Here is a 23,427-nt window from a genome sequence, read left to right as displayed (position 1 = left end):
TGGGGAAACGACTGGTCCCCTCGGGGGAACGATCCCCCGCCCTGTGTGTGCCGGGCCCGGGCAGCTGGCTCGACCGGCGCGTCACGGAAGGGTCCGGTCAAGGCGTCGCGCCCGGCACGCTGTCTCCGTACCCACGTATGGCGAGCACACAAACCTGACAGGAACCGATGTCTGACGATTCGCTTCCCGCCCCCGCCCCCACCCGCACGGCCGCGGTGATTCCGGCCGCCGGTCGGGGCGTACGCCTCGGCCCGGGCGCCCCCAAAGCGCTCCGCGCGCTGGGCGGGACACCCATGCTGATCCACGCGGTGCGCGCCCTCGCCGCCTCCCGCGCCGTCTCCCTCGTGGTCGTCGTGGCGCCGCCGGACGGCACCGCCGAGGTCAAGTCGCTGCTCGACGCGCACGCGCTGCCCGACCGGACCGACTTCCTCGTCGTCCCCGGCGGCGAGAGCCGGCAGGAGTCGGTCAGGCTCGGCCTCGACGCGCTGCCGCCCGGCTACGAGATCGTCCTGGTGCACGACGCCGCCCGCCCCCTGGTCCCCGTCGACACCGTCGACGCCGTGATCGAGGCGGTCCGCGAGGGCGCCCCGGCCGTCGTCCCGGCGCTGCCGCTCGCCGACACCGTCAAGGAGGTCGAGCCGGCCGCCGCACCGGGCGACCCCGAGCCGGTCGTCGCCACCCCCGAGCGCGCCCGCCTGCGCGCCGTGCAGACCCCGCAGGGCTTCGACCGGGCCACCCTCGTCCGCGCCCACGAGACCGTCACCGGTGACGTCACCGACGACGCGAGCATGGTCGAGCGGCTCGGCCCGACCGTCGTGGTCGTCCCCGGCCACGAGGAGGCCTTCAAGGTCACCCGCCCGCTCGACCTGGTCCTCGCCGAGGCGGTCCTGGCCCGCAGGAGGCTCAACGATGGCTTCTGACCAGCCCCTGACGCTCCCCCAGGTCGGCATCGGCACCGACATCCACGCCTTCGAGGACGGCCGCGAACTGTGGTGCGCCGGCCTGAAGTGGGAGGGCGAAGGCCCCGGTCTGGCCGGGCACTCCGACGCCGACGTCGTCGCCCACGCCGCCTGCAACGCGCTGTTCTCCGCCGCCGGACTGGGCGACCTCGGCCAGCACTTCGGCACCGGCCGGCCCGAGTGGTCCGGCGCCTCCGGGGTGACCCTGCTCACCGAGGCCGCCCGGATCGTCCGCGAGGCCGGTTTCACCATCGGCAACATCGCCGTCCAGGTCGTCGGCCCCCGGCCGAAGATCGGCAAGCGGCGCGACGAGGCGCAGAAGATCCTCTCCGGGGCGGCGGGCGCCCCCGTCTCGGTGTCGGGCGCGACGACCGACGGGCTCGGCTTCCCCGGCCGGGACGAGGGCCTGATGGCGGTCGCGACGGCGCTGGTGGCGCGGACCCGCTGACGGTCGGTGCCGGGCACGTGCCGGCGGTCGGTGCCGGGCACCTGCTGACGGTGGGTGGCGTGGACCTGCTGGCGGTCGGTGTCCCGGACCTGCTGGCGGTCGGTGTCCCGGACCTGCTGGCGGTCGGTGTCCCGGACCCGCTGGCGGTCGGTGGGGCGGCCCCGCCGACAGTCGGTGCCCCGGACCTGCTGGCGGTCGGTGGCCCAGACCCGCCGGCAGCCCGCGGCGCGGACCCGCCGACCGCCGGCGCGCGGGCACCCGCCGGCAGTCGGCAGCCGCTGGCGGGCAGCCGGTGGCGGGTAGCCGGTGGCCGGCAGCCGGTGGCGCCCACCCGCCGGCACGTGCCGCGTCGCGGGACGGAGAGCCGTGGGACGGAGAGCCGTGGGACGGAGCGTCGCGGGACGGAGCGTCGCGGGACGGAGCGCCGCGGCACGAATGTGCGGCCTTCGGGCGGAAGGGCGCGGGGCACCGCCCCACGCCCACTACCCTGGAGTGGTGACGATTCGCCTGTACGACACCAGCGCCCGGCAGATCCGTGACTTCACCCCGCTCACGCCGGGTTGTGTCTCGATCTACCTGTGTGGTGCCACCGTGCAGGCCGCCCCGCACATCGGGCACATCCGCTCGGGCCTCAACTTCGACATCATGCGCCGCTGGTTCGCCCACCGCGGCTACGACGTCACGTTCGTCCGCAACGTCACCGACATCGACGACAAGATCATCAGCAAGTCCCACGAGCAGGGCCGCCCCTGGTGGTCCATCGGGTACGAGAACGAGCGGGCGTTCAACGACGGCTACCAGGCGCTCGGCTGCCTCCCGCCGACGTACGAGCCGCGGGCCACCGGACACGTGCCCGAGATGATCGAGATGATGCGCGGTCTCATCGAGCGGGGCCACGCCTACGAGGCCGACGGCAACGTCTACTTCGACGTGCGCTCCTTCCCGGAGTACCTCCGGCTGTCCAACCAGGAGCTGGACAACCTGCTCCAGCCCTCCGGCGACGGCGAGACCGGCAAACGGGACCCCCGCGACTTCGCGATGTGGAAGGCGGCCAAGCCCGGCGAGCCGAGCTGGGAGACCCCGTGGGGCCGCGGCCGGCCCGGCTGGCACCTGGAGTGCTCGGCGATGGCGCACAAGTACCTGGGCAGCGCCTTCGACATCCACGGCGGCGGCCTCGACCTGATCTTCCCGCACCACGAGAACGAGATCGCCCAGGCCAAGGGCTACGGCGACGACTTCGCCCGGTACTGGGTGCACAACGCCTGGGTCACCATGCGCGGCGAGAAGATGTCCAAGTCGCTGGGCAACTCGGTGCTGGTGTCCGAGATGGTCAAGCAGTGGCGGCCCATCGTGCTCCGGTACTACCTGGGCACGCCCCACTACCGCTCGATGATCGAGTACAGCGTGGAGTCGCTGCGCGAGGCCGAGTCGGCGTTCGCACGGATCGAGGGCTTCGTGCAGCGCGTCGTCGAGAAGGCCGGGGGAGTCGTCGAGCCGGCCGCCGACGTGCCGCCCGCCTTCGCCGAGGCGATGGACGACGACCTGGGCGTCCCGCAGGCGCTCGCCGTCGTGCACACCACCGTCCGGCAGGGCAACAGCGCGCTGGCCGCCGACGACAAGGAAGCCGCGGTGGCCCGCCTCGCCGAGGTCCGCGCCATGCTCGGCGTCCTCGGCCTGGACCCCCTCGACCCGCACTGGGCCGGGGAGGACGACCGGGGCGAGGACCTGCACGGCGTCGTCGACAGCCTCGTACGCCTCGTCCTCGACCAGCGGGAGGCGGCGCGGACCCGCAAGGACTGGGCGACCGCGGACGCCATCCGCGACCAGCTCAACCAGTCCGGACTCGTCATCGAGGACAGCCCGCAGGGACCGCGCTGGTCGCTCGGCCCGCGCTGAGGGAAACTGATCGATTCTTGATCGATTGTGCCGCCCGGGTGTCCGGGCGGCACACTGCATTACGTACGCACACACACCGCACGACAGACGGGTAGGTCATGGCAGCCAACAACCGCCGCATGTCCGGCAAGAAGGGCGCGCAGGTCGGCAGCGGCGGCCAGCGACGCCGGGGCCTGGAGGGCAAGGGCCCGACCCCGCCCGCCGAGATGCGCAAGGGCCACAAGAAGAACCGCCTCGCCACCGCCAAGGCGAAGCAGGCCGCACGCCGCCCCGCGCCGCGCGGACGCGGCGGCAGGTCGACGTCCGAGCTGGTCGTCGGCCGCAACCCGGTCGTCGAGGCGCTGCGCGAGGGCGTGCCCGCGTCCACGCTCTACGTCCAGCAGTTCATCGACAACGACGAGCGGGTCCGCGAGGCGCTGCAACTCGCGGCCGAGCGCGGCGGCATCAACCTCATGGAGGCGCCGCGCCCCGAGCTGGACCGCATGACCAACGGCCTCAACCACCAGGGCCTGGTCCTCCAGGTGCCGCCCTACGAGTACGCCCACCCCGAGGACCTCCTCGACGCGGCCGCCGACGAGGGCGAGGACCCGCTGCTCGTCGCCCTCGACGGGGTGACCGACCCGCGCAACCTCGGTGCCGTCGTCCGGTCCGTCTCCGCCTTCGGCGGACACGGCGTCGTGGTGCCCGAGCGCCGCGCGGCCGGGATGACGGCCGGCGCCTGGAAGACCTCCGCGGGCACCGCGGCCCGCACCCCGGTCGCCCGCGCCACCAACCTCACCCGCGCCCTGGAGGCCTACAAGAAGGCCGGCGTCGTGGTCGTCGGTCTCGCGGCCGACGGCGAGTCGGAGATCGGTGAACTGGCGGCCCTGGAGGGGCCGGTCGTCATCGTCGTCGGCAGCGAGGGCAAGGGACTGTCCCGACTGGTCGGCGAGACCTGCGACTTCCGGGCGCGGATCCCGATGCCGGGCGGCGCGGAATCGCTCAACGCCGGTGTGGCCGCGGGCATCGTGCTGTACGAGGCGGCGCGCCGAAGGGGCTGAACGCCTGTCCGTCGGATCACCCGAACGGGTTAATTCCGGCGTGCGGGACATCCTTGACGGGGTCCGGACAGATCCGGCGGGTCACGGCAGTGTCCTAATCACACGTCACTCGGTTAGATGAGTGTGGACACCAGAACACCCCGCACACCCACGGGGGACCGCTCGTCGGGATTCGACGACGCTCCCGCGCTGAGCATGGTGAAGGTGCCGAGCGATCCGGCGCAGGTCATCGTCAGTCACGCGAGCTTCCGCGTGCAGCTGGGCGCGTCGGCACGGCGCGGCCAATCCCCGCGGATCGCCCGGCACCTGAGCGCCACCCAGGACACCGCGCGCATCCCCGTCGTCGGGGCGGCGGGCAGAGCGGGCACGGGGGCCCCGGCCGTTCCGGCCGCCGGGGCCCGCCGCCGGCCCGTCGTCTGGAGCGGCAGGTCGGCCCCGGACGACACCGGCGCGCACCGTCTCCTCCAGGCCGTGCGGGCGGGCAGCGTCGGCCACGGCGACGCGCCCGCCACCGATGCCGGCGCCACCCAGGTCATTCCCCGCGTCGGCGAGGGCTATGACGGCGACCTCACCGCGCAGACCCTCGAGACCCCGGTCGTCGGCCCCCCGCGCGCGCCCGGCGCCGGCGAACAGCGGATCCTGCCGCAGATGCGCACCGTGGGCAGCGCCTACGACGAACCCACCTACGACGGACCTGTCTACGACGGACCTGTCTACGACGGACCTGTCTTCGACGAGACCGGATACGGCGCCCCCGACTACGGCGAGGCCGGACACGACCAGCCCGGCCGGGGCAGGCCCGGTCCCGGCCGATCCGGTCATGGCCGTTCGAGCCACGGCCGTTCGGGCCACGGCCGTTCGGGCCACGGCCGGTCCGGTCACGCCGACATCGGCTTCGAGGGCGACGGCTTCGGCGGCGACGGTTTCGACGGCGACGGTTTCGAGGACTTCGTCGAAGCCGTCGCGGCGCAGGCCGGCCCGCGGTCCCGGCGGCACGCCGAGGACCACGCCCGGCATGCCTACTTCCCGGACCGCCGGCTGAACCTCGGCGTGGTCCTGCTCCCGCTGCGCGTCCTGCTCGGCTTCATCTCCGTCTACGCCGGCATGGGCAAGCTGTGCGACCCCGTCTACTTCGACGGCGGCGAGCGCGGCTCCATGGTGAAGTGGCTCAACACCCTGCACCCGTGGGAGGTCGCCGAGCCGCTGCGCCAGTTCGCCCTGCACCACCCCGTCGGCTCCGGGCTGGTCATCGCCTTCCTCCAGGTCGTCGTGGGCGTTCTGACGGTCCTGGGCTGCTGGCAGCGGGTCGCCGCCGTCGGCGGCGCGACGCTCTCCGCCGCGCTCCTCGTCACCGTCAGCTGGAAGACCGTCCCGGTCTACGAGACCCCCGACATCATCTACCTCGCCGCCTGGTCGCCGCTGATCATCGCCGGCGCGCCCGTCTACTCCATCGACGGCCGGCTCGCCGGCAGCGCCTGGCGCCGGCTGGGCCCGCGCGCCGACCTGTGGGAGCTGCGCCGCTACGTCCTGCGTCGCGGCGCCCTCGTCACCACGATCGTCGTCGGACTCACCCTGCTCGTGGGGTCCCTGCTCGGCGGTGCCGTCCGGGACGCCGACCGGGTGGTCGTGCCCGGCCCGGGCGAGGCCCCGCGCAACGAACTGCCCGGTTCCCCGCTCCCCGAGGAGTCCGACCGGCGGCAGCGGCCCGGCGAGAAGCCGTCCGCGTCCACCGCGCCGCCCCAGGACGACGCCACCTCGCCGGCGCCGACGCGGGACGAGGAGTCCGCTCCGGGCGCCACCCGGGACACGGAGAGCGCCACCACCGGCGCGCCCAGCCAGACCCAGGGCACCGGCGGCGAGGCCCCGCCGGAGGTGTCCACCCCCGTCGAGCAGGCGCCCAGCACCAGCTCCGGGCCCACCTCCGGCGGATCCACCGGCTCCGGCGGCGGCTCGACCGGCAGCTCCGAGGACGGCGGTTCCCCCTCCTCAGGCCGGCCCGGCCTGGTGGGCGGCCTCCTCGGCGGCTAGGGCCCCGCGTCTGCGGCGTGATCCGAACGACAGGCCCTAGGTGTATGGATCACGACGACGGGGTCCCGCGCGTGAGAACGCGCGGGACCCCGTCGTCCTGGCCGTTGCGGGCGGGCCCGGTCAGCGGCCGAGCGCCGCCAGTTCCCTCGCGGCCTCCGTGAGGTCCTTCGCGGTGTCGATCGCGCGCCAGTAGGCGCCCTGCGGGATCGGGAAGCCGGCCAGGCGGTGTTCACGGGCCAGGCGGGGGAACGTGGTCCGCTCGTGGTCGCCGCGCTCGGGGAGCAGGTCGGCGAACTCGGGGGAGAAGACGTAGACGCCCGCGTTGATCTCGTACGTCGTGGGCGGGGCCTCGATGAAGTCGGTGATGTGGCCGAAGCCGTCCGTCTGCACGGCGCCCCACGGGATGCGCGGCCGGGCCAGCGCGAGGGTCGCGACGGCGTCGCGCTCGGTGTGGAAGTCCGCCATGTCGCGCAGCGAGAAGCGGGTCCAGATGTCGCCGTTGGTGGCGTACCAGGGCCGGTCGGGGTGGGGGAGGCGGGCGGCCGCGTACTTCAGGCCGCCGCCGCGGCCGAGGGGCTCGCTCTCGACGACCGTGGTGACCTTCACGGGGAGATCGGCGGAGTCCAGCCAGGTCTGCAGAACGTCGGCGAGGTGGCCGCAGGAGACGACGACGTCCGTCACGCCCTCCTCGGCGAGCCAGCCGAGCTGGTGCCCGATGATCGGCGTTCCCGTCCCCGGGATCTCGACCATCGGCTTGGGCCGGTCGTCGGTGTAGGGGCGCAGCCGGGACCCCTGGCCACCGGCCAGGACGACGGCTTGCGTGGGGCGGGACGCGGCGTGCGGATGGGTCATGCCCGCACTGTACGCGGCACCCTTTCGGGCGAGTGCGGGTCCCCCGGACGGCCGCACGGCGCCCGGGCGGGCTGGAGGAGAGGGGCAGGTGTCCGGCGTGTGTCGGTGGGGGGTGCTGGAAGGTGTGCGGTGGCAGGTCTGCGGTGGAGGGGTGCGGTGCAGGTGTGCGGTGGGGGTGCGGTCGCAGGTCTGCGGTGGAGGTCGCGCGGTGGGTGTGCGGTACGGGCTCATCCGGCCAGGTCTGCCCTCGGCGGTGCCGGGGTGCCGGGGCGCCGGAGCTTCGGGGCCAGGCCTGCCCTCGGCGGTGCCAGGGTGCCGGGGCGCCGGAGCTTCGGGGCCAGGCCCCCGGCACCCCCAGGCCGGCAGCAGGGGTGCCGGTGTCCCGGACCCGGGGGCGGGTTCGTCCGCGCAGGGGCGGCTAGCTGTGTGCCGCCAGGACGCCCGAGGCGAAGGAGGTGTCGCAGACGGGGCGGGAGTAGGACTGGGCGCGGGAGGGGCCGTAGACGCGTACGGCGGCGCGGCCCAGGGCGCGGGCGATGTCGGCGCAGTGCTTCGCCAGGGACGGCTTGCCGTTCACCGCCGCCTGGAGGTGGGTCAGGGCGACGCCCGGGTCCTCCTCGTGCAGCTCGGCCAGCAGCCGGTCGCGCAGGAGGTCCTGCGGGGCCTTGGCGGCGCCCCGCGCGGCGCGGTGCCCGGTGGAGACGTCGGCGGCGGTGAGCACCGAGTCGGAGGAGGGGTTCCCCGTCCAGTTGACCCGGGTGACCGCGAGGGTCCCCGAGAGCACCATGACGACGGGCAGGACGAGGGCGAGGGAGCGGCCGATCCGCCGGGCGGGGCCCCGGCCGCGTCGCGTCTGTGGGGTGCTGGAGTGCTTCACGGAGTGCTTCACGCGTGTGAGGGTAGCGCGGGGTAACGGTGTGGCGACGTCGCGTCACCCGGTCGGGGGATGAGGTCGTGCGTCTTTTTGGGTAAGGGGTTGACGCGCGCTGTCGGGATCACCCGGTGTGCGGGGTCTTCGACCACGACGAGAAGGGCCCCGCGGCGGTCCGCGGGGCCCTTCTCGTCAAAACCGGGGGTTCACCCCGTGGTGTGTCCTCAGTCGGAGAGGCGCGCGCCCGTGGAGGTCGAGAACACGTGGGTCTCGCCCGCGCGCGGGACGACGTGCAGCGTGCTGCCCTTCTCCGGGACGTCACGGCCGCCGACGCGGACGACGAGGTCCTTGTCCTCGCCGCCGACCCGGGCGGTGCCGTAGACGAACGCGTCCGAGCCGAGCTCCTCGACCACGTTCACGGTGACCGCGACGCCCTGGTCGGAGTCGGCGCCGGCCACGTCGAAGTGCTCGGGGCGGACACCGACGGTGACCGTCTTGTCGGTGGCGGCGGAGAGCGCGTCACGCTGCACCGGCACCACCGAGTTGCCGAACTTCACGCCGCCGTCGGTGATCGGGACCTCGACGAGGTTCATCGCCGGGGAGCCGATGAAGCCGGCCACGAAGAGGTTCGCGGGGCGGTCGTACATGTTGCGCGGGGTGTCGACCTGCTGGAGGAGACCGTCCTTGAGGACCGCCACGCGGTCGCCCATCGTCAGGGCCTCGACCTGGTCGTGGGTGACGTAGACGGTGGTGATGCCGAGGCGGCGCTGGAGCGAGGCGATCTGCGTACGCGTCGACACGCGGAGCTTGGCGTCGAGGTTGGACAGCGGCTCGTCCATGAGGAAGACCTGCGGCTCACGCACGATGGCGCGGCCCATCGCGACACGCTGGCGCTGACCGCCGGAGAGGGCCTTCGGCTTGCGGTCCAGGTACTCGGTGAGGTCGAGGATCTTCGCGGCCTCCTCGACCTTCTGCCGGATCTCCGCCTTGTTGACGCCGGCGATCTTGAGCGCGAAGCCCATGTTGTCGGCGACCGTCATGTGCGGGTAGAGCGCGTAGTTCTGGAACACCATGGCGATGTCCCGGTCCTTGGGCGGCAGGTGGGTGACGTCGCGGTCGCCGATGCGGATGGCGCCGCCGTTGACGTCCTCGAGACCGGCGAGCATCCGGAGCGAGGTGGACTTGCCGCAGCCGGACGGGCCGACCAGGACGAGGAACTCGCCGTCCGCGATCTCGATGTCGAGCGCGTCGACGGCGGGCTTGGTGGAACCCGGGTAAACGCGGGTCGCCTTGTCGAACGTGACAGTGGCCATGGTGATGGGCCCCCTTCTACCGGCAGGAACGTGCCGGACGATCCGTTGTAGGAAGGTGGTTGGTGTAGTCCACACGGGTGAACTGGCTCAGGACCGTACCTGGCGTTCGCCTGATCTGTCAGTACCCGGGACGAGGTGAACTTCGCGGAAATTTTCGACGGGGCACCCCCATGGGCTGGGTACACTGCACGGGCACCTGTGTGCACGCCTCCTTAGCTCAGCTGGTAGAGCACCGCTCTTGTAAAGCGAAGGTCGTCGGTTCGAGTCCGACAGGGGGCTCTGTTCCCGCCCCGCCGGTGTCGCACGGATCGCGCGGGGCGGGTGTGGCGGGTCCGGGCGGCCCGCCCTGGATGCGCAGCATTCCGGTGAACGGGCCGTGGCCCACGCCCTCCTCCGTGATAGCCAGCCAGCCGTGGCCGCGCAGGGGGGTGTGCTCGCCGACGCCGGTCGGGTCGAGGGAGAGTTCGCGGGCGGCGGCGTCGACGCTGGACGCCAGGGTGGCGTTCGGGTCGTGGTCGCCGTCGGGGTCGAAGGCGGGGTCCTCGCTGAGGGGCTCCTCCCAGTCCAGGGGTTCGCCCTGCCACTCCGGGTCGCCGTAGCGGCAGTAGCCGCGGCGCACCGCTCCGTCGAGGACGAGGATCCAGATCATCGAGTCGCTGTGGTCGTCCTGGAGGAAGTGCTGGGCCTGGCCGCACGCCGCGCTGATCCGGCCGAGGAGGGCCTCGACGTCCCAGTGCATCTCCCACAGCGGGGTGTCGGCGTAGACCAGCCGCCAGCCGTCCAGTTCCGGCGTGACGAACACGCGGTACGCCGTGCGCTTCGTGCCGTCGGGGGCCGTGACGACCGCCGTGTCGTTCGCCATGGCGGACAGTCCCATCGAGACCGTGCAGGGCCGTCTGTCGTGCAGCCCCATGGCCTCGAAGAGGCCGTGCCCAGCGCGGCGACCAGGCCGGGTGCGGCGTCGGCGCCCGGCTCGGCCAGGCGGCGGACGATCCGCGCCGTCAACTCCTTGTCCCGTCCGGCCTGTTCCAGTTCCGCGAGCAGTGCGCCTTGATCCGTACGGCCGACGATAGCCGGAGCCTGTGACAGTCCCTTTTCCCTGATGCGCACCCCGAACCCGGCGGACCCCGCGCACACCCTCCGCGGGTGCCTGCGTGCCCGCCGGCCTCGCGCGGGCACGCCCGTACCGCGTCGGGAGGCCGTCCCCACCTGCGGGAGAACCACGAAATCCGAAGGGGACAGCCGCGGTCCGGGCGGGTAGCGTCCGGCCATGAGCAGCTCGATGAGCGGTGTCGTGAACGGCGGGGTCTCCTTCTGGTACGCGGACGACGGCTTCCCCGCGGTGCGGGAGCCGCTGGCCGGTGACGCCGACGCGGACGTGGTGATCGTCGGTGGCGGCTACACGGGCCTGTGGAGCGCGTACTACCTGAAGAAGGCGGCGCCGTCCCTGCGGATCACCGTGCTGGAGCAGCGGTTCTGCGGCTACGGCGCCTCCGGGCGCAACGGCGGCTGGCTGTACAACGGCATCGCGGGCCGCGACCGGTACGCGCGACTGCACGGGCGGGAGGCCGCCGTACGGCTCCAGCGGGCGATGAACGACACGGTCGCCGAGGTCGTCCGGGTGGCCGGCGAGGAGGGCATCGAGGCCGACGTCCACCGCGGCGGTGTGCTCGAGGTGGCGCGGACGCCGGCCCAACTGGCCCGGCTGCGGGACTTCCACGCGCACGAGCTGGCGTTCGGGGAGAAGGACCGCGAGCTGTACGGGGCGCGGGAGACCGCGGAGCGGATCCGGGTGGCCGGCGCGGTCGGCTCGACGTGGACGCCGCACGGGGCGCGGGTGCACCCCGTGAAGCTGGTCAAGGGGCTGGCGGCGGTCGTCGAGTCGCTCGGGGTGACGATCCACGAGGCGACCCCCGTGACCGGGATCGGGCCCCGGCAGGCCGTCACGCCGTACGGCACCGTGCGCGCGCCGTACGTGCTGCGCTGCACGGAGGGGTTCACCGCGTCGCTGAAGGGCCAGAAGCGCACCTGGCTGCCCATGAACTCCTCGATGATCGCCACCGAGCCGCTGAGCGACAGACAGTGGGAGGCGGTGGGCTGGACGGGCCGGGAGACCCTCGGGGACATGGCGCACGCCTACATGTACGCGCAGCGCACCGCGGACGGACGGATCGCGCTGGGCGGGCGCGGGGTGCCGTACCGCTTCGGCTCGCGGACCGACAGCGACGGGCGGACGCAGGAACCGACGGTGGCGGCGCTGCGGGAGATCCTGACCGGCTTCTTCCCGGCCCTCGCCGGGGTGCGTGTCGCGCACGCCTGGTCGGGGGTGCTGGGCGTGCCCCGCGACTGGTGCGCGACGGTCACCCTGGACCGCTCGACCGGTCTGGGCTGGGCGGGCGGCTACGTCGGCTCCGGCGTCGCCACCGCCAACCTCGCCGGCCGCACGCTGTGCGACCTGGTCCGGCTCGACTCCGGGCAGGGCCGCCCGACCGAGCTGACCGGCCTGCCGTGGGTCGGCCACCAGGTCCGCAGGTGGGAGCCGGAGCCGCTGCGCTGGCTCGGCGTGCAGGGCATGTACGCCACCTACCGGGCGGCGGACCGGCGGGAGACCGCCCGGCACAGCGCGGGCTCGTCGCGGCTGGCGCGGGTCGCGGACCGGGTGGCGGGCCGGCACTGACACCGCGACGCCCGCGACGCCCGCGACGCCCGCGACGTCCGCAACGCCCGCGACGTCCGCAACGCCCGCGACGTCCGCAACGCCCGCCGTCACCGGAGTCCTCGCTGCCGCCGTCACGTCTGCTGCTGCCGGCGGAGTTCCCGCTGCCGCTGCCACGCCTGCTGCCGCCGTCACGCCCGCTGCCCCCCCGAGCGCCCGCTGCCCCCCCGAGCCCCCCCGCCGGTCAGGCCACCGACTCCGGCACCGGCGCGTCCGTCGCGGTGTACGGTCGCGGCGGCCGCGCCGTGACCAGGAGTCCCGCGGACAGCGAGGCCAGCAGCATGATGGCGGCGGCGCAGGAGATGGCCACCGTGTAGCCGTGCACCGTGCCCTGCGCGGTGAGGTCCGCCGGGCGGTGCGCCTCGCCGAGGCGCGCGGCGACGTACGCGCCGGCGCTGGAGGTGGCGACGGTGTTCAGCAGCGCCGTGCCGATGGAGCCGCCGACCTGCTGCGAGGTGTTCAGCATGGCCGAGGCGACGCCGGAGTCCTCTGGGGCGACGCCCGCGGTCGACGTGGAGAACACCGGCATGAACGTCAGGCCCATGCCGAGGCCCATCAGGACCAGGGCGGGCAGGATGTCGGTGGCGTAGTCGCTGTGGACCGTCATCCGCGTGAGGAACAGCATGCCGGTGGCGGCGAGGAGCATGCCGGGCACCATCAGGGCGCGGGGCGGGACGCGGTGGATCAGCCGGGCGGAGATCTGGGTGGAGCCGGTGAGGATCGAGGCGGTCATGGGGAGGAAGGCGAGTCCCGTGCGCACGGGGGAGTAGCCGAGGACGGTCTGGAGGTAGTAGGTCATGAACAGGAACATCCCGAACATGCCGATGACCGCCAGGGCCATGGTGAGGTAGCAGCCCAGGCGGGTGCGGTCCTTCAGGACGTGCAGGGGCAGCAGCGGCACCGCCGCCTTCGTCTGCCACCACACGAACGAGGCCAGCAGGGCGGTCCCGGCCGCGAACAGGGCGGGCACCAGCGGGTCGGTCCAGCCGCGCGGCTCCGCCTCGCCGAAGCCGGCGACGATCGCGACCAGCCCGCCGCACCCCAGCAGCACGCCGGGCACGTCCAGGCGGGTGCCCGCACGGGCGTGACGGTCGTGCAGGAGGGTGAGGGCGCCGACCACGCCGAGGACCGCGACGGGCACGTTGACGTACAGGCACCAGCGCCAAGTGAGGTATTCGGTGAGCAGTCCGCCCACGATGAAGCCGATGGCCGCGCCGCTGGCGGCGAGCGTGCCGTAGATGCCGAACGCCCGGCCGCGTTCCCTGGGGTCGGTGAAGGTGGTGGTCAGCAGGCTGAGGGCGGACGGGGCCAGAACGGCGGCGAAGACGCCCTGGAGGGCGCGGGCGCCGAACAGCATGGCCGGGGTGGTGGCCGCGCCGCCGAACGCGGAGGCGGCGGCGAAGCCGATCAGGCCGATGACGAAGGTGCGCCTGCGGCCCACCAGGTCGGAGATCCGGCCGCCGAGCAGGAGCAGGCCGCCGAAGGCGAGGGCGTAGGCCGTGATCACCCATTGGCGGCTGCCGTCCGACATGCCCAGGTCCCGCTGCGCGGAGGGCAGCGCGATGTTCACGATCGTCCCGTCCAGGACGACCATGAGCTGGGCCAGGGCGATGGTCCACAGGCCCCACCAGCGGCGGGGGTCCGGCTCCGCGTCGGGTTCCTCTGTCCAGGCGCCACTCACGCGGACAGAAGATCACAGAACGGACGGCTGTGCACTCCGGATGCGGCCGTGTCCCGGGGCCGGTTCGGGGGAGTCGTGGGAGGCGCCCCGAACCGGGTCGGGGAGTCGTCAGGGCTCCAGGACCACCTTGCCCGTCGTACCCCGGCTCTGGAGCGCCCGGTGGGCGGCGGCCGCCTCGGACAGCGGGAAGCGGTGTACGGCCGGGGTGAGGCGGCCGGCGGCGGCCTCGGCGAGGGCGCGCAGCTCCAGGGTCCGCAGCGGGTCGGGGCCGCCCGCCCGCTCCAGCATCACCGGTCCGAGGACCTGCTCGGAGACGCCCTCGACGAGGTACGGCGTGCCGTCGCGCAGCCCCTCCGCCGACCAGCCGAAGACGATGTGCCGGCCGCCGGGACCGAGCAGGGCGGTGGCCTCGCGGGCCACGTCGCCGCCGACGCCGTCGAAGACGGTCGTGGCGGGCCGGCCGCCGAGGTGGGCGCGGACCTTCTCCGGCCAGGCCGGTTCGGTGTAGTCGACGGCGAGGTCGGCGCCGTTCGCCCGGACGAGGGCCGTCTTCCGCGGGCCGCCCGCCAGGCCGACGACGGTGGCGCCCGCGTTCCGGGCGTACTGCACGAGCAGGGTGCCGATGCCGCCGGCGGCGGCCGGGACGACGACCACGGAGCCGGGGCCCGGCTCGGCGAACTGCACGATCCCCATCGCCGTACGGCCCGTGCCGATCAGGGCGACGGCCTGGGCGGCGTCGAGGTTCGGCGGGATCTCGTGGAGGCGGGCCACGTCGGCGACGGCCAGCTCGGCGTAGCCCCCCGGGACGAAGCCCAGGTGGACGACGACCCGGCGGCCGAGCCACGCCGCGTCGACGCCGTCGCCGAGCGAGTCGACGACACCGGCGACCTCACGGCCCGGGACGGTCGGCAGGACGGTCGGCTCCGGCAGCGGGCCTTGCACGCCCTCCCGCAGCGCGGCGTCCAGCAGGTGCACCCCGGCGGCCCGGACGGCGACGCGGACCTGGCCCGGGCCGGGGCGCGGATCATCGACCATCTCGTAGGTCAGGTTCTCGGCGGGGCCGAAGGTGTGCAGACGGATGGCGCGCATGGGGTCCCCTGTCGTCCGACGTGTACGGACCCACTGTTCGACCTCAAGCATGCTTGAGGTCAAGGGTGTTCCGGCCGAGGGCCAGGGAGACGGCCGTCAGGGCGCTGGTGAAGGAGACCTCCGAGAGCACGCCGGGCGCGGCGACCCGGTCGCCGGCCAGGTACACGCCGTCGCCGCGGTCCACGGCGGGGCGGTCGCGCCAGCTCGTCCCGGGCGGGTCGACGGCGCCCGTACGGCCGTCGGCGAGGGACTCGCGCCGCCAGGTGACGCGGTCGCGCCAGCCGGGGAGGCCGAGGTCGAGGAGCTGTTCCGCGCGGGCGACGCCCGCCGCCCTGGACTCGTGCGGGGCGATCGGGACCTGGCCCTGGATCAGCTGCTCGCCGGCCGGGGCGAGGGTGCGGTCCTGGGCGGTGAACCGTTCGATCCAGCCGGGCGCGTCCAGGTCGGAGACGGCGAAGGCGTCGCCGCGCCGGGTGCGGACCGCGAGGTCGATCAGCGCCGTACGCCCGCTCGGCCAGGTCAGCGAGTCGTCGCCCAGGAGGCGGCGGGCGGCGTCGAGGGAGGTGGCGACGATCACCGGGGCGCCGGTGGGGAGCGTGTCGACGCGGGAGCAGGTCTCCATGCGCACCCCCAGGTTCCAGGCGCGGGCCGCCATCCGGTCGACGAGGGAGTCCCAGCCGCCGCGCGGGTAGTGCGCCTCGGGCGGCAGCTTGGTGGCGCGGCGCAGACGCTCCTGCACGAAGGCGGCGGACAGGGCGCCGGGGTCGTGGTGGAAGAGGGCGACGGCGGAGTAGTGGGCGGCGGCGCGGGCGCCCTCCTCGCCGGCCAGCCCGGTCGCCCAGGTGAGGAAGTCGGCGTCGACGGGGGCGCGGCGGATGCCGGGACGCAGCAGCTTGAGCATCGCGAACGGCGGGGTGCGGCGCAGCACGCCCCGGTGCCGCAGCCGGAGGCGGGCGGCCTCCAGGGGCGGGAGGGGCGCCAGCGGGCCGATGAGGTCGCGCTGCTTGAGCCAGGTCCAGTGCGGGCCGCCGTTGTAGAGGGCGTGCGGCCCCTCGTTCGTCCGGTACGGGGCCGGGGCGGTCCGGGCCCGCCCGCCGAGGCTGTGGTGGGCCTCGTGCAGGGTGACCCTGACGCCCGCCTCGGCGGCGGCGATGGCGGCGGTGAGGCCGGCGAGGCCGCCGCCGACGACGGTGAGATGGCGCATGGAGGGCTCCTTGCCGGTCGGGGGCGCCTGTACCGGTATGACGGCGGGGCGCGGCGGTTCGTGACATCGGCGCCGGCGGTGCCGCCGGCGGTGGGGGCGGGTGGCGGTGGGGGCGGGGGCCGGTGGCGGTGCTGGCGCCGGCGGCGGGGCGGTGACGGTGCTGGTGCCGGTGGCGGGGCGGTGGCGGTGTTGGTGCCGGCGGCGGGGCGGTGGCGGTGCTGGTGCCGGTGGCTCGGGCGTGCGGTCGGTGGCGGTGCGGGCGGCTGGCGGCGGGGGATTGTCAGTGGCGGGGTGCAGGATGGGGGGCATGGCGAGGATGGGTGCGAGTGCAAGGACGGGTGCGGGTGCGGGCAGGGTGAAGGGGGCGCGGCGGCCGGAGGTGCGGCTGCCGGCGCTGGAGGCGTACGGGGGCGGGGAGGTGGAGCCCGACGGGGACTACGACGGGGTGGAGTTCGCGGGGACGGACCTCGCGGGGCAGGACGGCGCGGGGGCGCGGTTCCTGGACTGCGCGCTGACCGGCTGCGCCCTGGACGGGACACGGCTGTCCCGCGCTCGTTTCCTCGACTCGGTCCTCACCGGCGTCCGGGGCGTCGGCACCGACCTGGCCGGGTCGACCCTGCGGGACGTCGAGCTCGTCGACGCCCGCCTCGGCGGCAGCCAGGCGCACGGCGCGGTCTGGGAACGGGTCCTGGTGCGCGGCGGAAAGATCGACTACCTGAACCTGCGTCAGGCGCGGCTGCGGGACGTGGTCTTCGAGGGCTGCGTCCTGGTCGAGCCCGACTTCGGGGGTGCCCGGCTGGAGCGGGTGGAGTTCGTGGACTGCGCCCTGAGAGCGGCGGACTTCAGCGCGGCCACCCTGACCGACGTGGACCTGCGCGGCGCGACGGAACTGGGCGTCGCGGGCGGCGTCGACCGGCTGGCGGGCGCGGTGATCAGCGCGGCGCAGCTGCTGGACCTGGCACCGGTGCTGGCGGCGGAGCTGGGGATCAGGGTGGAGGGCTGAGACAGGGGGCCGGGTGCGGACTGGCGCCGGGGTCCGGCGGCGGACCGAGGCGGGGCCGTCCGGTGGTCACCCCACCCGGGGGAACTTCGCCTGAAGGGTCCAGATCGCCGGGTTCTCGCCCAGGTCCTCGTGGAGGTCGACCAGATCGGCGATCAGGTCGTGCAGGAAGTCGCGGGCCTCGCGGCGCAGTTCCGCGTGCGAGAAGGTCAGCGGGGGTTCCTCGGCCGGCATCCAGTCGGCCTCGACGTCCACCCAGCCGAAGCGGCGCTCGAAGAGCATGCGGTCGGTCGACTCGGTGAAGTCCAGCTCGGCGTACTGCGGGCGGGAGGCGCGGGAGCCCGCCGGGTCGCGGTCGATCCGCTCCACGATGTCGCACAGCGCCCACGCGAAGTCGAGCACCGGCACCCATCCCCAGGCTGTGGACAGCTCCCGGTCCGCCTTGGTGTCGGCGAGGTAGACGTCCCCGCAGAACAGGTCGTGCCGCAGCGCGTGGACGTCCGCGCGGCGGTAGTCGGTCTGCGGAGGGTCGGGGAAGCGGTTGGAGAGGGCGTAGCCGATGTCGAGCACGTAGGCGATGGTGTCACGCCCCGCGCTTGCCCTGCCTCCGCGGCCCGCCTTCTCCTCGCGCCGCCCTTGCTCCGGGCCCGCGCCGCTCTCGCTCCGGGCCCGCGCCGCTCTCGCTCCGGGCCCGCCTTGACTCCGCGCCCCGCCCGCATCGCCCCGCGCCCGCCTTGCCTCTGTGCTCGCCCCGCTCCGGACCCGCCCCGCTCCGGACCCGCCCCGCTTCGGGGCCGCCCCGCGCCTGGTGGCGGGAGCACGGATCACCGCCGTCGGGAGGCGTCGGCGTCCCACTCGTCCAGCAGGCGGGCGAGCCCGGTCGCCACACCGGCTCCGCCTCCTCGGCGAGTTCCTCCCGTGTCCACCAGCGCCAGGCGAGGATGGCGTCGGCGGCGTGCGCGGCGGCCAGGTCGGCGCCGGAGGGCTCCCGGCGCGGGCCCGGCGTGACGTAGACGTGCTCGTGCTGGCGGACGGCGATGTGGACGCGGGTCCCCCCGCGGGAGGCGACCCGGGTGAAGTCGTGTTCCCAGGTGCACAGCAGCGGTCCGGGCTCCAGGTCCGTCCACCCGGTCTCCTCGGCCAGTTCCCGCAGGGCGCCCTCGCGCGGCGACTCGCCCTCCTCCAGCCCGCCGCCGGGCAGCGCCCAGTGCACGCCGACCTCGACGTTGTCGTACCGGAAGAGCAGGACCGACCCGTCGGGGGCGACCACGGCGACGCGGGCCGCGCGCCGGAAGGTGCGGAGCGGCTTGCGCAGCACGGCGCAGGGCCGGCCGAGCCGCAGGTCGGACCGGTGGTCGACGACCTCGTACCCGAGCGCCTGCCAGAACGCGAGCCCCCGTGGATTGGCGTCCAGCACGGCCAGCCGTACGGCGGCGCGGCCGGCGGCGCGGAAACGGTCCTCGACGGCCTCGGCGATCCGGCGCCCGTGCCCCCGGCCCTGCACGGCCGCGTCCACCATCAGCAGCCCGATCCAGGGATCGGGGTCGGCGGGGTCGGGATGGCGCCCGAGGGTGGTCACGACCCCGACGAGCCGCCCCTCGCTCCGCGCGAGCAGCACCTCCCCGTCCGGATGCGCCGCCTCCTTGGCCAGCGACTCCGCCACCTGCTCCGGCCGGATCCCGTCCGGGTCGGGGAAGTCGCCGCTGAGCGCGTGGAACGCGCGCTGGGAGGCGTAGAGGGCGGTGAGCTCGGCGAGGAGGGCGGCGGGGATGCGGCGGTCCGGGGTGAGGGGGAGGGGACTGAGGATCACCCGTGCAGGCTAGTGGGCGGCCGGTGGGCGGATCAGCCGGACAGCTCGAACCAGACGTGTTTGCCGGGCCGGCCGGGATCGTGGGCCGGACCCGTACCCCACGCCTGCGCCAGCGCCTGGACGAGGAGTAAGCCGCGGCCGTTCTCGTCGCTGACGGTGGGCGCGGACGGCACCAGATTCGGCAACGGCCCGTCGTCATACACCGCCACCCGCACACCGTCCCTGGTGACCGCGGTGGTGAGGTGGATGGTGGGGGCCGAGGTGTGCCGTACGGCGTTGGTGACGACCTCGGAGACGAGGGTGCGGGCGGTGTCGGCGAGGTGCGGGGCGTGACCGCTGGTGGTGAGGAGCAGGGCGACGGTGTCGCGGCAGATGCGGGGACTGAGCGGCGAGTTGGGGGTGGTGAGGTGGTAGGTCTGCGGGGTGGTGTCCATGGATTCGGCTCCGGGTTTTGTCGAGGGGATGCGCGGGTGGGCCACCGTGGCTCGGGCACCGTGGAGTGCCTGCACTGCGGTTCACTGGCGTGCCGCGCGCTGACGAGGACGACAGTAGGGCACATCCATGCGCCGTCACATGGATGTGCCGGAAAAGCCACTCAAGTGAGTGGACCTGTCGTACGTGCGCGCGGCAGACTTGGACCGCTCGATGAGGAGAGGGACAGATGCCACCCAGGAGCAACCCCACCGCTCGTCAGGCCCGATTGGGTGCGGAGCTACGCAAGCTGCGTGAAGCGGCGGGGATGGCGGCTCGTGAGGCGGGAGCGTTCCTCGGCGGTAATCAGGCACAGATCAGCCACATCGAGGCGGGCCGCTGGGGCGTCAGCGCGGAGCGCGTGCGGAAGCTGGCCACGCTGTACTCGGCTTCGGACCAGAAACTGGTCGAAGCGCTCTGCGCGATGGCCGAGGAGCGAGTGAAGGGGTGGTGGGAGGAGTACCGGGGTGTTCTCGCCCCCGGTTTCCTCGACATCGCCGAAGCGGAGTACCACGCGACGTACTTGCGCAGTGTCCACGTGGTGAACGTGCCGGGGATCCTCCAGACCGAGGACTATATCCGGGCGATCCACCGCAGTTACCGGCCTGTGCTGCCCGCGGAGGACGTGGACGAACGGGTTGCGTTTCGGCTGACGCGGCGCTGCATCTTCGAGAGGGAGGATCCGCTGCCCTTCGAAGTCATCGTTCACGAAGCCGCGCTGCGCATGCGCTTTGGAGGGCGCAAGGTCGCCAAGGGGCAGCTTGAGTACTTGCTGGAAGCGTCGGAGTGGCCGACGGTGACGCTTCGGGTACTTCCCTTCAACTGCGAGGAGTTCATCGAGGCGACGGATGCCCCGATGTATGCCGGGGGCGTCGTACCGCAGCTGGACACAGTGCAGGTGGACAGCCCCTTGGGCGTGCTCTTCCTGGTGGACGAGGCCAAGCTGACCAGGTACCGGATGCTGCTCGACATCGCCGAGCGCTCGTCGCTGAGCGTGCTGGAGTCCCGGCAGCTCATCCATCGCATTGTCCGAGAGCTCTGAGAGGTTCACACGTGTCCGTGCAGTGGCAGAAGTCGTCGTTCTCCGGGGTCGAGGGTGGGAACTGCATTGAAGTCGCCTCCGCCGAACCTCTTCTCCTCCTCCGTGAGAGCGAGGCCCCCGAAGCCGTACTCGAACTGGCTCCCGCAGGCCTGCTGGGCCTGATACGCCGTCTCAAGGCCGGGGCGTAGGCGCCGGGGCGCAGGGAGGGTGCTCGACGCGGGCCGCATGCCTTCGTCCAGCGCGAAGAGCCCCCCGCCGGAAAGGCAAGGGGCTCCCGTGCGACAGGGGCGGGCGAGCCGTCGGGACGGGCGAGCCGTCGGTCAGACGTTCACGCCGAAGTCCTGGGCGATGCCCACCAGGCCCGAGGCGTAGCCCTGGCCGACCGCGCGGAACTTCCACTCCGCGCCGTTGCGGTACAGCTCGCCGAAGATCATGGCGGTCTCGGTCGCCGCGTCCTCGGACAGGTCGTAGCGGGCGACCTCCGCGCCGCCGGCCTGGTTGACGATGCGGATGTAGGCGTTGCGGACCTGGCCGAAGTTCTGCGAGCGGTTCTCCGCGTCGTAGATGGAGACCGGGAAGACGATCTTGTCGATGTCGGCCGGGAGGGCCGCCAGGTTGACGTTGATCGCCTCGTCGTCGCCCGCGCCCTCGCCGGTGCGGTTGTCGCCGGTGTGGACGATGGTGTTGTCCGGGGTCTGCTTGTTGTTGAAGAAGACGAAGTGGGCGTCCGAGTAGACCCTGCCCTGGGTGTTCACCGCGATCGCGGAGGCGTCCAGGTCGAAGTCGGTGCCGGTGGTCGTGCGGACGTCCCAGCCGAGGCCCACGGTGACGGCGGTCAGGCCCGGAGCCTCCTTGGTGAGCGAGACGTTGCCACCCTTGGACAGGCTTACAGCCATGGTTGGGAGTCCTTTCCCTCGGTGCGTAGAGGCTTCGTGCGCCACGAAGCTACAGCTATCCCTATGAACGCGGCGAAGGGCGCCCAAGGTTCCCCGTGTCTTTACTTTCTTTACCGAATCGGAGGCGGCGAGCCGGACGGGGCCGGATATTGGGGTGACGTGGACCGGTCACAGGCGGGAACATGTACGGCATGTCCGGTCCCTATCCCGTCCGCGGCTCCGTCTCGCTCCCCGAGGCCGAGCTCATGTGGCGTTTCTCGCGGTCGTCGGGGCCCGGCGGGCAGCACGTCAACACCAGCGACTCGCAGGTCGAGCTCCGCTTCGACCTGGCCCGCACCGAGGCGCTGCCCGAGGTGTGGAAGGCGCGGGCGCTGGAGCGGCTCGCCGGGCGCCTGGTCGACGGCGTGGTGAGCGTACGCGCCTCCGAGCACCGCTCCCAGTGGCGCAACCGCGAGGCCGCCGCCGTACGCCTCGCCGCCCTCCTCTCCGAGGCCACCGCGCCCCCGCCGAAGCCGCGCCGGCCCACCCGCATCCCGCGCGGGATCAACGAACGCCGGCTGCGGGAGAAGAAGCAGCGGTCGCAGACCAAGCGGGGGAGGAACGGGCGGGACTGGGGCTGAGGGGACCCGCCCGCGGGCCGGTCGGATGGTCAGGCCAGGGCCAGCACCCCCACCGTCTCCCCCGCCGCCCGCTCCCCGGTGTCCCGGAAGCCGAGGCCCAGGTAGAAGCCCTCGGGGCCGTGCTCGCCGGGGTGCCAGGTCACGTACATCCCGGTGCCGCCGCGGCGGCGGATCTCCGCGGCGACGGATCGCACGGCGAAGCGCCCGTAGCCGCGGCCCTGCTCCCGCGCGGCGATGTTCAGGCGCCACAGGCCGGAGCGGACGAGGCTGCCGCCGTCCTCCTTCCAGTCGATGTCGAGGAACGCCATCAGGAAGCCGACCGGCCGGTCCCCGTCGACGATCAGGCGGGGCCAGGCGGCCGCGGGGTACACGTAGGCCTGCGCGAGGGACTTCACCACCGGGGAGACCGCGAATTCCTGCTCGGGCCGGACCCGAATGGCGAGCGCGGTTTCGATATTCGCGGGAGTTATTTCCTCGAGCCTGACGGAAGACGCCGTTCCCAATGCGGCCACCGTCGCGGCCGGCGTCGTTCCCGCCGTCGTTCCCGCCGTCGTTCCCGCCGTCGTCGTCACTGTTCCCGCCGCCGTTCCCCGGTTGCTCGTCATCCGGGCACCGTAGGGCGCGCGAGCGGGGAACGGCCACTGAATTGGCGTTCAGTTCAACTGGCGGTAACGGCCCTTGAAATAGAGGAGCGGACCGCCTTGCGCGCTCGGTACCCGGGCCCGCAGCACCCGGCCGATGACGAGGGTGTGGTCGCCCGCCGCCACCCGCTGTTCGGTGCGGCACTCCAGGGTGGCCAGCGCGCCGCCGACGAGGGGCGCGCCGGTGGCCTCGCCGGGGGTGTACGGGATGTCCTCGAAGAGCAGGCGGTCGCTGAGGCGGCCCTTCATCGCGAAGCGGCCGGCGATGTGGCGCTGGCTCTCGGCGAGGACCGACACGCCCCACAGCGGCTGCTCGTCCAGCAGGTCGTCCATGCGGGAGCCGGTGCGCAGACTGACCAGGACCAGGGGCGGGTCCAGGGAGACGGACAGGAACGCCGTGGCCGTCATGCCGGCGTACTCGCCCTCGGGCGCCCGCGGGTCGTCCGGGTCCAGCGGCGGCTCCTGGGAGGTCACCAGGACCACACCGCCGGCGAGCCGGGACATCGCGGCGCGGAACTCGTCGTCGCTCACCCCCTCAGCATGCCCGGAGGCGGCGGGGGCGGCGGGGGCGGGGAGCGTCTTGGACACGTCTGGAGGCACATCCCGGAGGCTAGTGTCCGCGTGGTCCGCGCCGCATCGGACCTCCGCCCGAGAACGGCCGCGGGACGGTCGTAGGACGGGTCGTAGGTCCGCGGACGGATTCGCGTACGCTCGGCCGTGCACGGCCATGTGCTCAGTAAACGCACAGGGAAGACGCGGAATCTCCACGTAATTGCTCACGTTTTTATGTGACTTGAGTCACAAGAGTCGGGAATTGTTGACCCTGTGTACCGAGTGGGGAGCACGCTGT

At 73.5% G+C, this 23,427-nt stretch carries 21 protein-coding genes, 1 tRNA gene and 1 pseudogene; 11 read left to right on the top strand and 12 right to left on the bottom strand.

What is annotated here, in order from left to right:
- The first annotated feature begins 167 nt into the window (after window positions 1-167).
- From ispD to ACZ3KJ_RS18040, 5 genes are all read left to right on the top strand, one after another.
- Entirely contained in the window at window positions 168-920 is a 753-nt protein-coding gene (gene ispD, locus ACZ3KJ_RS18060) for a 2-C-methyl-D-erythritol 4-phosphate cytidylyltransferase (RefSeq protein ID WP_467528003.1), read from the top strand.
- Window positions 910-1,407 (top strand): 2-C-methyl-D-erythritol 2,4-cyclodiphosphate synthase, encoded by a 498-nt coding sequence (ispF, locus tag ACZ3KJ_RS18055; RefSeq protein ID WP_467528002.1) that lies wholly within the window; start codon window positions 910-912, stop codon window positions 1,405-1,407. Before ispD ends, ispF begins: the two co-directional genes overlap by 11 nt.
- 495 nt (window positions 1,408-1,902) lie before the next feature.
- The gene (gene cysS, locus ACZ3KJ_RS18050) at window positions 1,903-3,303 is read left to right on the top strand and encodes a cysteine--tRNA ligase (RefSeq protein ID WP_467528000.1); all 1,401 of its coding nucleotides are present in this window, start codon (window positions 1,903-1,905) and stop codon (window positions 3,301-3,303) included.
- 98 nt (window positions 3,304-3,401) lie between these two features.
- Complete coding sequence (gene rlmB / locus ACZ3KJ_RS18045; protein WP_467527998.1) at window positions 3,402-4,343, top strand: 23S rRNA (guanosine(2251)-2'-O)-methyltransferase RlmB; 942 nt, start codon at window positions 3,402-3,404, stop codon at window positions 4,341-4,343.
- 123 nt (window positions 4,344-4,466) lie between these two features.
- Window positions 4,467-6,371 carry a DoxX family membrane protein gene (locus ACZ3KJ_RS18040; protein ID WP_467528085.1) on the top strand — a complete coding sequence of 635 codons (1,905 nt, stop codon included), beginning with the start codon at window positions 4,467-4,469 and terminating at the stop codon, window positions 6,369-6,371.
- A 120-nt stretch (window positions 6,372-6,491) separates the two neighbouring features.
- Here ACZ3KJ_RS18040 and ACZ3KJ_RS18035 read toward each other — a convergent pair whose 3' ends face one another.
- The 3 genes from ACZ3KJ_RS18035 to ACZ3KJ_RS18025 form a co-directional block, all read right to left on the bottom strand.
- Window positions 6,492-7,223, bottom strand: coding sequence for a nucleotidyltransferase family protein (locus tag ACZ3KJ_RS18035; protein WP_467527996.1), 732 nt, complete (start codon window positions 7,221-7,223; stop codon window positions 6,492-6,494).
- Between the two features lie 418 nt (window positions 7,224-7,641).
- Complete coding sequence (locus ACZ3KJ_RS18030; protein ID WP_467528083.1) at window positions 7,642-8,100, bottom strand: hypothetical protein; 459 nt, start codon at window positions 8,098-8,100, stop codon at window positions 7,642-7,644.
- Window positions 8,101-8,318: 218 nt separating this feature from the next.
- Complete coding sequence (locus tag ACZ3KJ_RS18025; protein ID WP_467527995.1) at window positions 8,319-9,407, bottom strand: ABC transporter ATP-binding protein; 1,089 nt, start codon at window positions 9,405-9,407, stop codon at window positions 8,319-8,321.
- A gap of 206 nt (window positions 9,408-9,613) precedes the next feature.
- On the opposite strand from ACZ3KJ_RS18025, the gene ACZ3KJ_RS18020 reads away from it, so the two are divergent.
- Window positions 9,614-9,686 (top strand) — tRNA-Thr (locus tag ACZ3KJ_RS18020).
- A 991-nt stretch (window positions 9,687-10,677) separates the two neighbouring features.
- Window positions 10,678-12,084, top strand: a complete 1,407-nt coding sequence (locus ACZ3KJ_RS18015; RefSeq protein WP_467527993.1) for an NAD(P)/FAD-dependent oxidoreductase — start codon at window positions 10,678-10,680, stop codon at window positions 12,082-12,084.
- Window positions 12,085-12,307: 223 nt separating this feature from the next.
- Here ACZ3KJ_RS18015 and ACZ3KJ_RS18010 read toward each other — a convergent pair whose 3' ends face one another.
- From ACZ3KJ_RS18010 to ACZ3KJ_RS18000, 3 genes are all read right to left on the bottom strand, one after another.
- Entirely contained in the window at window positions 12,308-13,804 is a 1,497-nt protein-coding gene (locus ACZ3KJ_RS18010) for an MFS transporter (RefSeq protein WP_467527992.1), read from the bottom strand.
- Between the two features lie 108 nt (window positions 13,805-13,912).
- Window positions 13,913-14,893, bottom strand: a complete 981-nt coding sequence (locus ACZ3KJ_RS18005; protein ID WP_467527991.1) for a zinc-binding dehydrogenase — start codon at window positions 14,891-14,893, stop codon at window positions 13,913-13,915.
- A 43-nt stretch (window positions 14,894-14,936) separates the two neighbouring features.
- Window positions 14,937-16,097, bottom strand: a complete 1,161-nt coding sequence (locus tag ACZ3KJ_RS18000; protein WP_467527989.1) for an NAD(P)-binding protein — start codon at window positions 16,095-16,097, stop codon at window positions 14,937-14,939.
- A gap of 298 nt (window positions 16,098-16,395) precedes the next feature.
- On the opposite strand from ACZ3KJ_RS18000, the gene ACZ3KJ_RS17995 reads away from it, so the two are divergent.
- Window positions 16,396-17,100, top strand: coding sequence for a pentapeptide repeat-containing protein (locus ACZ3KJ_RS17995; protein ID WP_467527987.1), 705 nt, complete (start codon window positions 16,396-16,398; stop codon window positions 17,098-17,100).
- A gap of 66 nt (window positions 17,101-17,166) precedes the next feature.
- Here the strand turns inward: ACZ3KJ_RS17995 and ACZ3KJ_RS17990 are convergent, their stop codons facing one another.
- The 3 genes and pseudogenes from ACZ3KJ_RS17990 to ACZ3KJ_RS17980 all read right to left on the bottom strand — a co-directional run bounded on the left by ACZ3KJ_RS17990 (window position 17,167) and on the right by ACZ3KJ_RS17980 (window position 19,341).
- Window positions 17,167-17,667, bottom strand: coding sequence for a hypothetical protein (locus ACZ3KJ_RS17990; protein ID WP_389521310.1), 501 nt, complete (start codon window positions 17,665-17,667; stop codon window positions 17,167-17,169).
- A gap of 254 nt (window positions 17,668-17,921) precedes the next feature.
- Window positions 17,922-18,907, bottom strand: a pseudogene (locus ACZ3KJ_RS17985) (GNAT family N-acetyltransferase).
- 32 nt (window positions 18,908-18,939) lie between these two features.
- Complete coding sequence (locus ACZ3KJ_RS17980; protein ID WP_467527985.1) at window positions 18,940-19,341, bottom strand: ATP-binding protein; 402 nt, start codon at window positions 19,339-19,341, stop codon at window positions 18,940-18,942.
- A 227-nt stretch (window positions 19,342-19,568) separates the two neighbouring features.
- Between ACZ3KJ_RS17980 and ACZ3KJ_RS17975 the strand changes: the two genes are divergently transcribed.
- Window positions 19,569-20,420, top strand: coding sequence for a helix-turn-helix domain-containing protein (locus tag ACZ3KJ_RS17975; RefSeq protein WP_467527983.1), 852 nt, complete (start codon window positions 19,569-19,571; stop codon window positions 20,418-20,420).
- A gap of 11 nt (window positions 20,421-20,431) precedes the next feature.
- Entirely contained in the window at window positions 20,432-20,608 is a 177-nt protein-coding gene (locus tag ACZ3KJ_RS17970; RefSeq protein WP_467527981.1) for a DUF397 domain-containing protein, read from the top strand.
- Between the two features lie 132 nt (window positions 20,609-20,740).
- Here ACZ3KJ_RS17970 and ACZ3KJ_RS17965 read toward each other — a convergent pair whose 3' ends face one another.
- Window positions 20,741-21,316, bottom strand: coding sequence for a TerD family protein (locus tag ACZ3KJ_RS17965; RefSeq protein ID WP_467527979.1), 576 nt, complete (start codon window positions 21,314-21,316; stop codon window positions 20,741-20,743).
- Window positions 21,317-21,498: 182 nt separating this feature from the next.
- Here ACZ3KJ_RS17965 and arfB point away from each other — a divergent pair, with 182 nt between their 5' ends.
- Window positions 21,499-21,936 carry an alternative ribosome rescue aminoacyl-tRNA hydrolase ArfB gene (gene arfB, locus ACZ3KJ_RS17960; protein WP_467527977.1) on the top strand — a complete coding sequence of 146 codons (438 nt, stop codon included), beginning with the start codon at window positions 21,499-21,501 and terminating at the stop codon, window positions 21,934-21,936.
- A gap of 29 nt (window positions 21,937-21,965) precedes the next feature.
- Here arfB and ACZ3KJ_RS17955 read toward each other — a convergent pair whose 3' ends face one another.
- Both ACZ3KJ_RS17955 and ACZ3KJ_RS17950 read right to left on the bottom strand, forming a co-directional pair.
- A complete protein-coding gene (locus ACZ3KJ_RS17955; protein ID WP_467527975.1) occupies window positions 21,966-22,541 on the bottom strand; it encodes a GNAT family N-acetyltransferase in 576 nt (191 codons plus the stop codon).
- Between the two features lie 48 nt (window positions 22,542-22,589).
- A complete protein-coding gene (locus ACZ3KJ_RS17950) occupies window positions 22,590-23,108 on the bottom strand; it encodes a flavin reductase family protein (RefSeq protein WP_467528082.1) in 519 nt (172 codons plus the stop codon).
- Window positions 23,109-23,427 lie beyond the last annotated feature (319 nt).

Source organism: Streptomyces sp. NPDC003248 (assembly GCF_055563235.1).
This window is presented reverse-complemented; position numbering and strand designations above follow the sequence as displayed.

Bases quoted from the DNA above. Each gene is read 5' to 3' on its own strand.
- ispD (WP_467528003.1), top strand. From the start codon at position 168: ATGTCTGACGATTCGCTTCCCGCCCCCGCCCCCACCCGCACGGCCGCG.
- ispF (WP_467528002.1), top strand. From the start codon at position 910: ATGGCTTCTGACCAGCCCCTGACGCTCCCCCAGGTCGGCATCGGCACC.
- rlmB (WP_467527998.1), top strand. From the start codon at position 3,402: ATGGCAGCCAACAACCGCCGCATGTCCGGCAAGAAGGGCGCGCAGGTC.
- ACZ3KJ_RS18035 (WP_467527996.1), bottom strand. From the start codon at position 7,223: ATGACCCATCCGCACGCCGCGTCCCGCCCCACGCAAGCCGTCGTCCTG.
- ACZ3KJ_RS18025 (WP_467527995.1), bottom strand. From the start codon at position 9,407: ATGGCCACTGTCACGTTCGACAAGGCGACCCGCGTTTACCCGGGTTCC.
- ACZ3KJ_RS18015 (WP_467527993.1), top strand. From the start codon at position 10,678: ATGAGCAGCTCGATGAGCGGTGTCGTGAACGGCGGGGTCTCCTTCTGG.
- ACZ3KJ_RS18005 (WP_467527991.1), bottom strand. From the start codon at position 14,893: ATGCGCGCCATCCGTCTGCACACCTTCGGCCCCGCCGAGAACCTGACC.
- ACZ3KJ_RS18000 (WP_467527989.1), bottom strand. From the start codon at position 16,097: ATGCGCCATCTCACCGTCGTCGGCGGCGGCCTCGCCGGCCTCACCGCC.
- ACZ3KJ_RS17995 (WP_467527987.1), top strand. From the start codon at position 16,396: ATGGGGGGCATGGCGAGGATGGGTGCGAGTGCAAGGACGGGTGCGGGT.
- ACZ3KJ_RS17980 (WP_467527985.1), bottom strand. From the start codon at position 19,341: ATGGACACCACCCCGCAGACCTACCACCTCACCACCCCCAACTCGCCG.
- ACZ3KJ_RS17975 (WP_467527983.1), top strand. From the start codon at position 19,569: ATGCCACCCAGGAGCAACCCCACCGCTCGTCAGGCCCGATTGGGTGCG.
- ACZ3KJ_RS17965 (WP_467527979.1), bottom strand. From the start codon at position 21,316: ATGGCTGTAAGCCTGTCCAAGGGTGGCAACGTCTCGCTCACCAAGGAG.
- arfB (WP_467527977.1), top strand. From the start codon at position 21,499: ATGTACGGCATGTCCGGTCCCTATCCCGTCCGCGGCTCCGTCTCGCTC.
- ACZ3KJ_RS17955 (WP_467527975.1), bottom strand. From the start codon at position 22,541: ATGACGAGCAACCGGGGAACGGCGGCGGGAACAGTGACGACGACGGCG.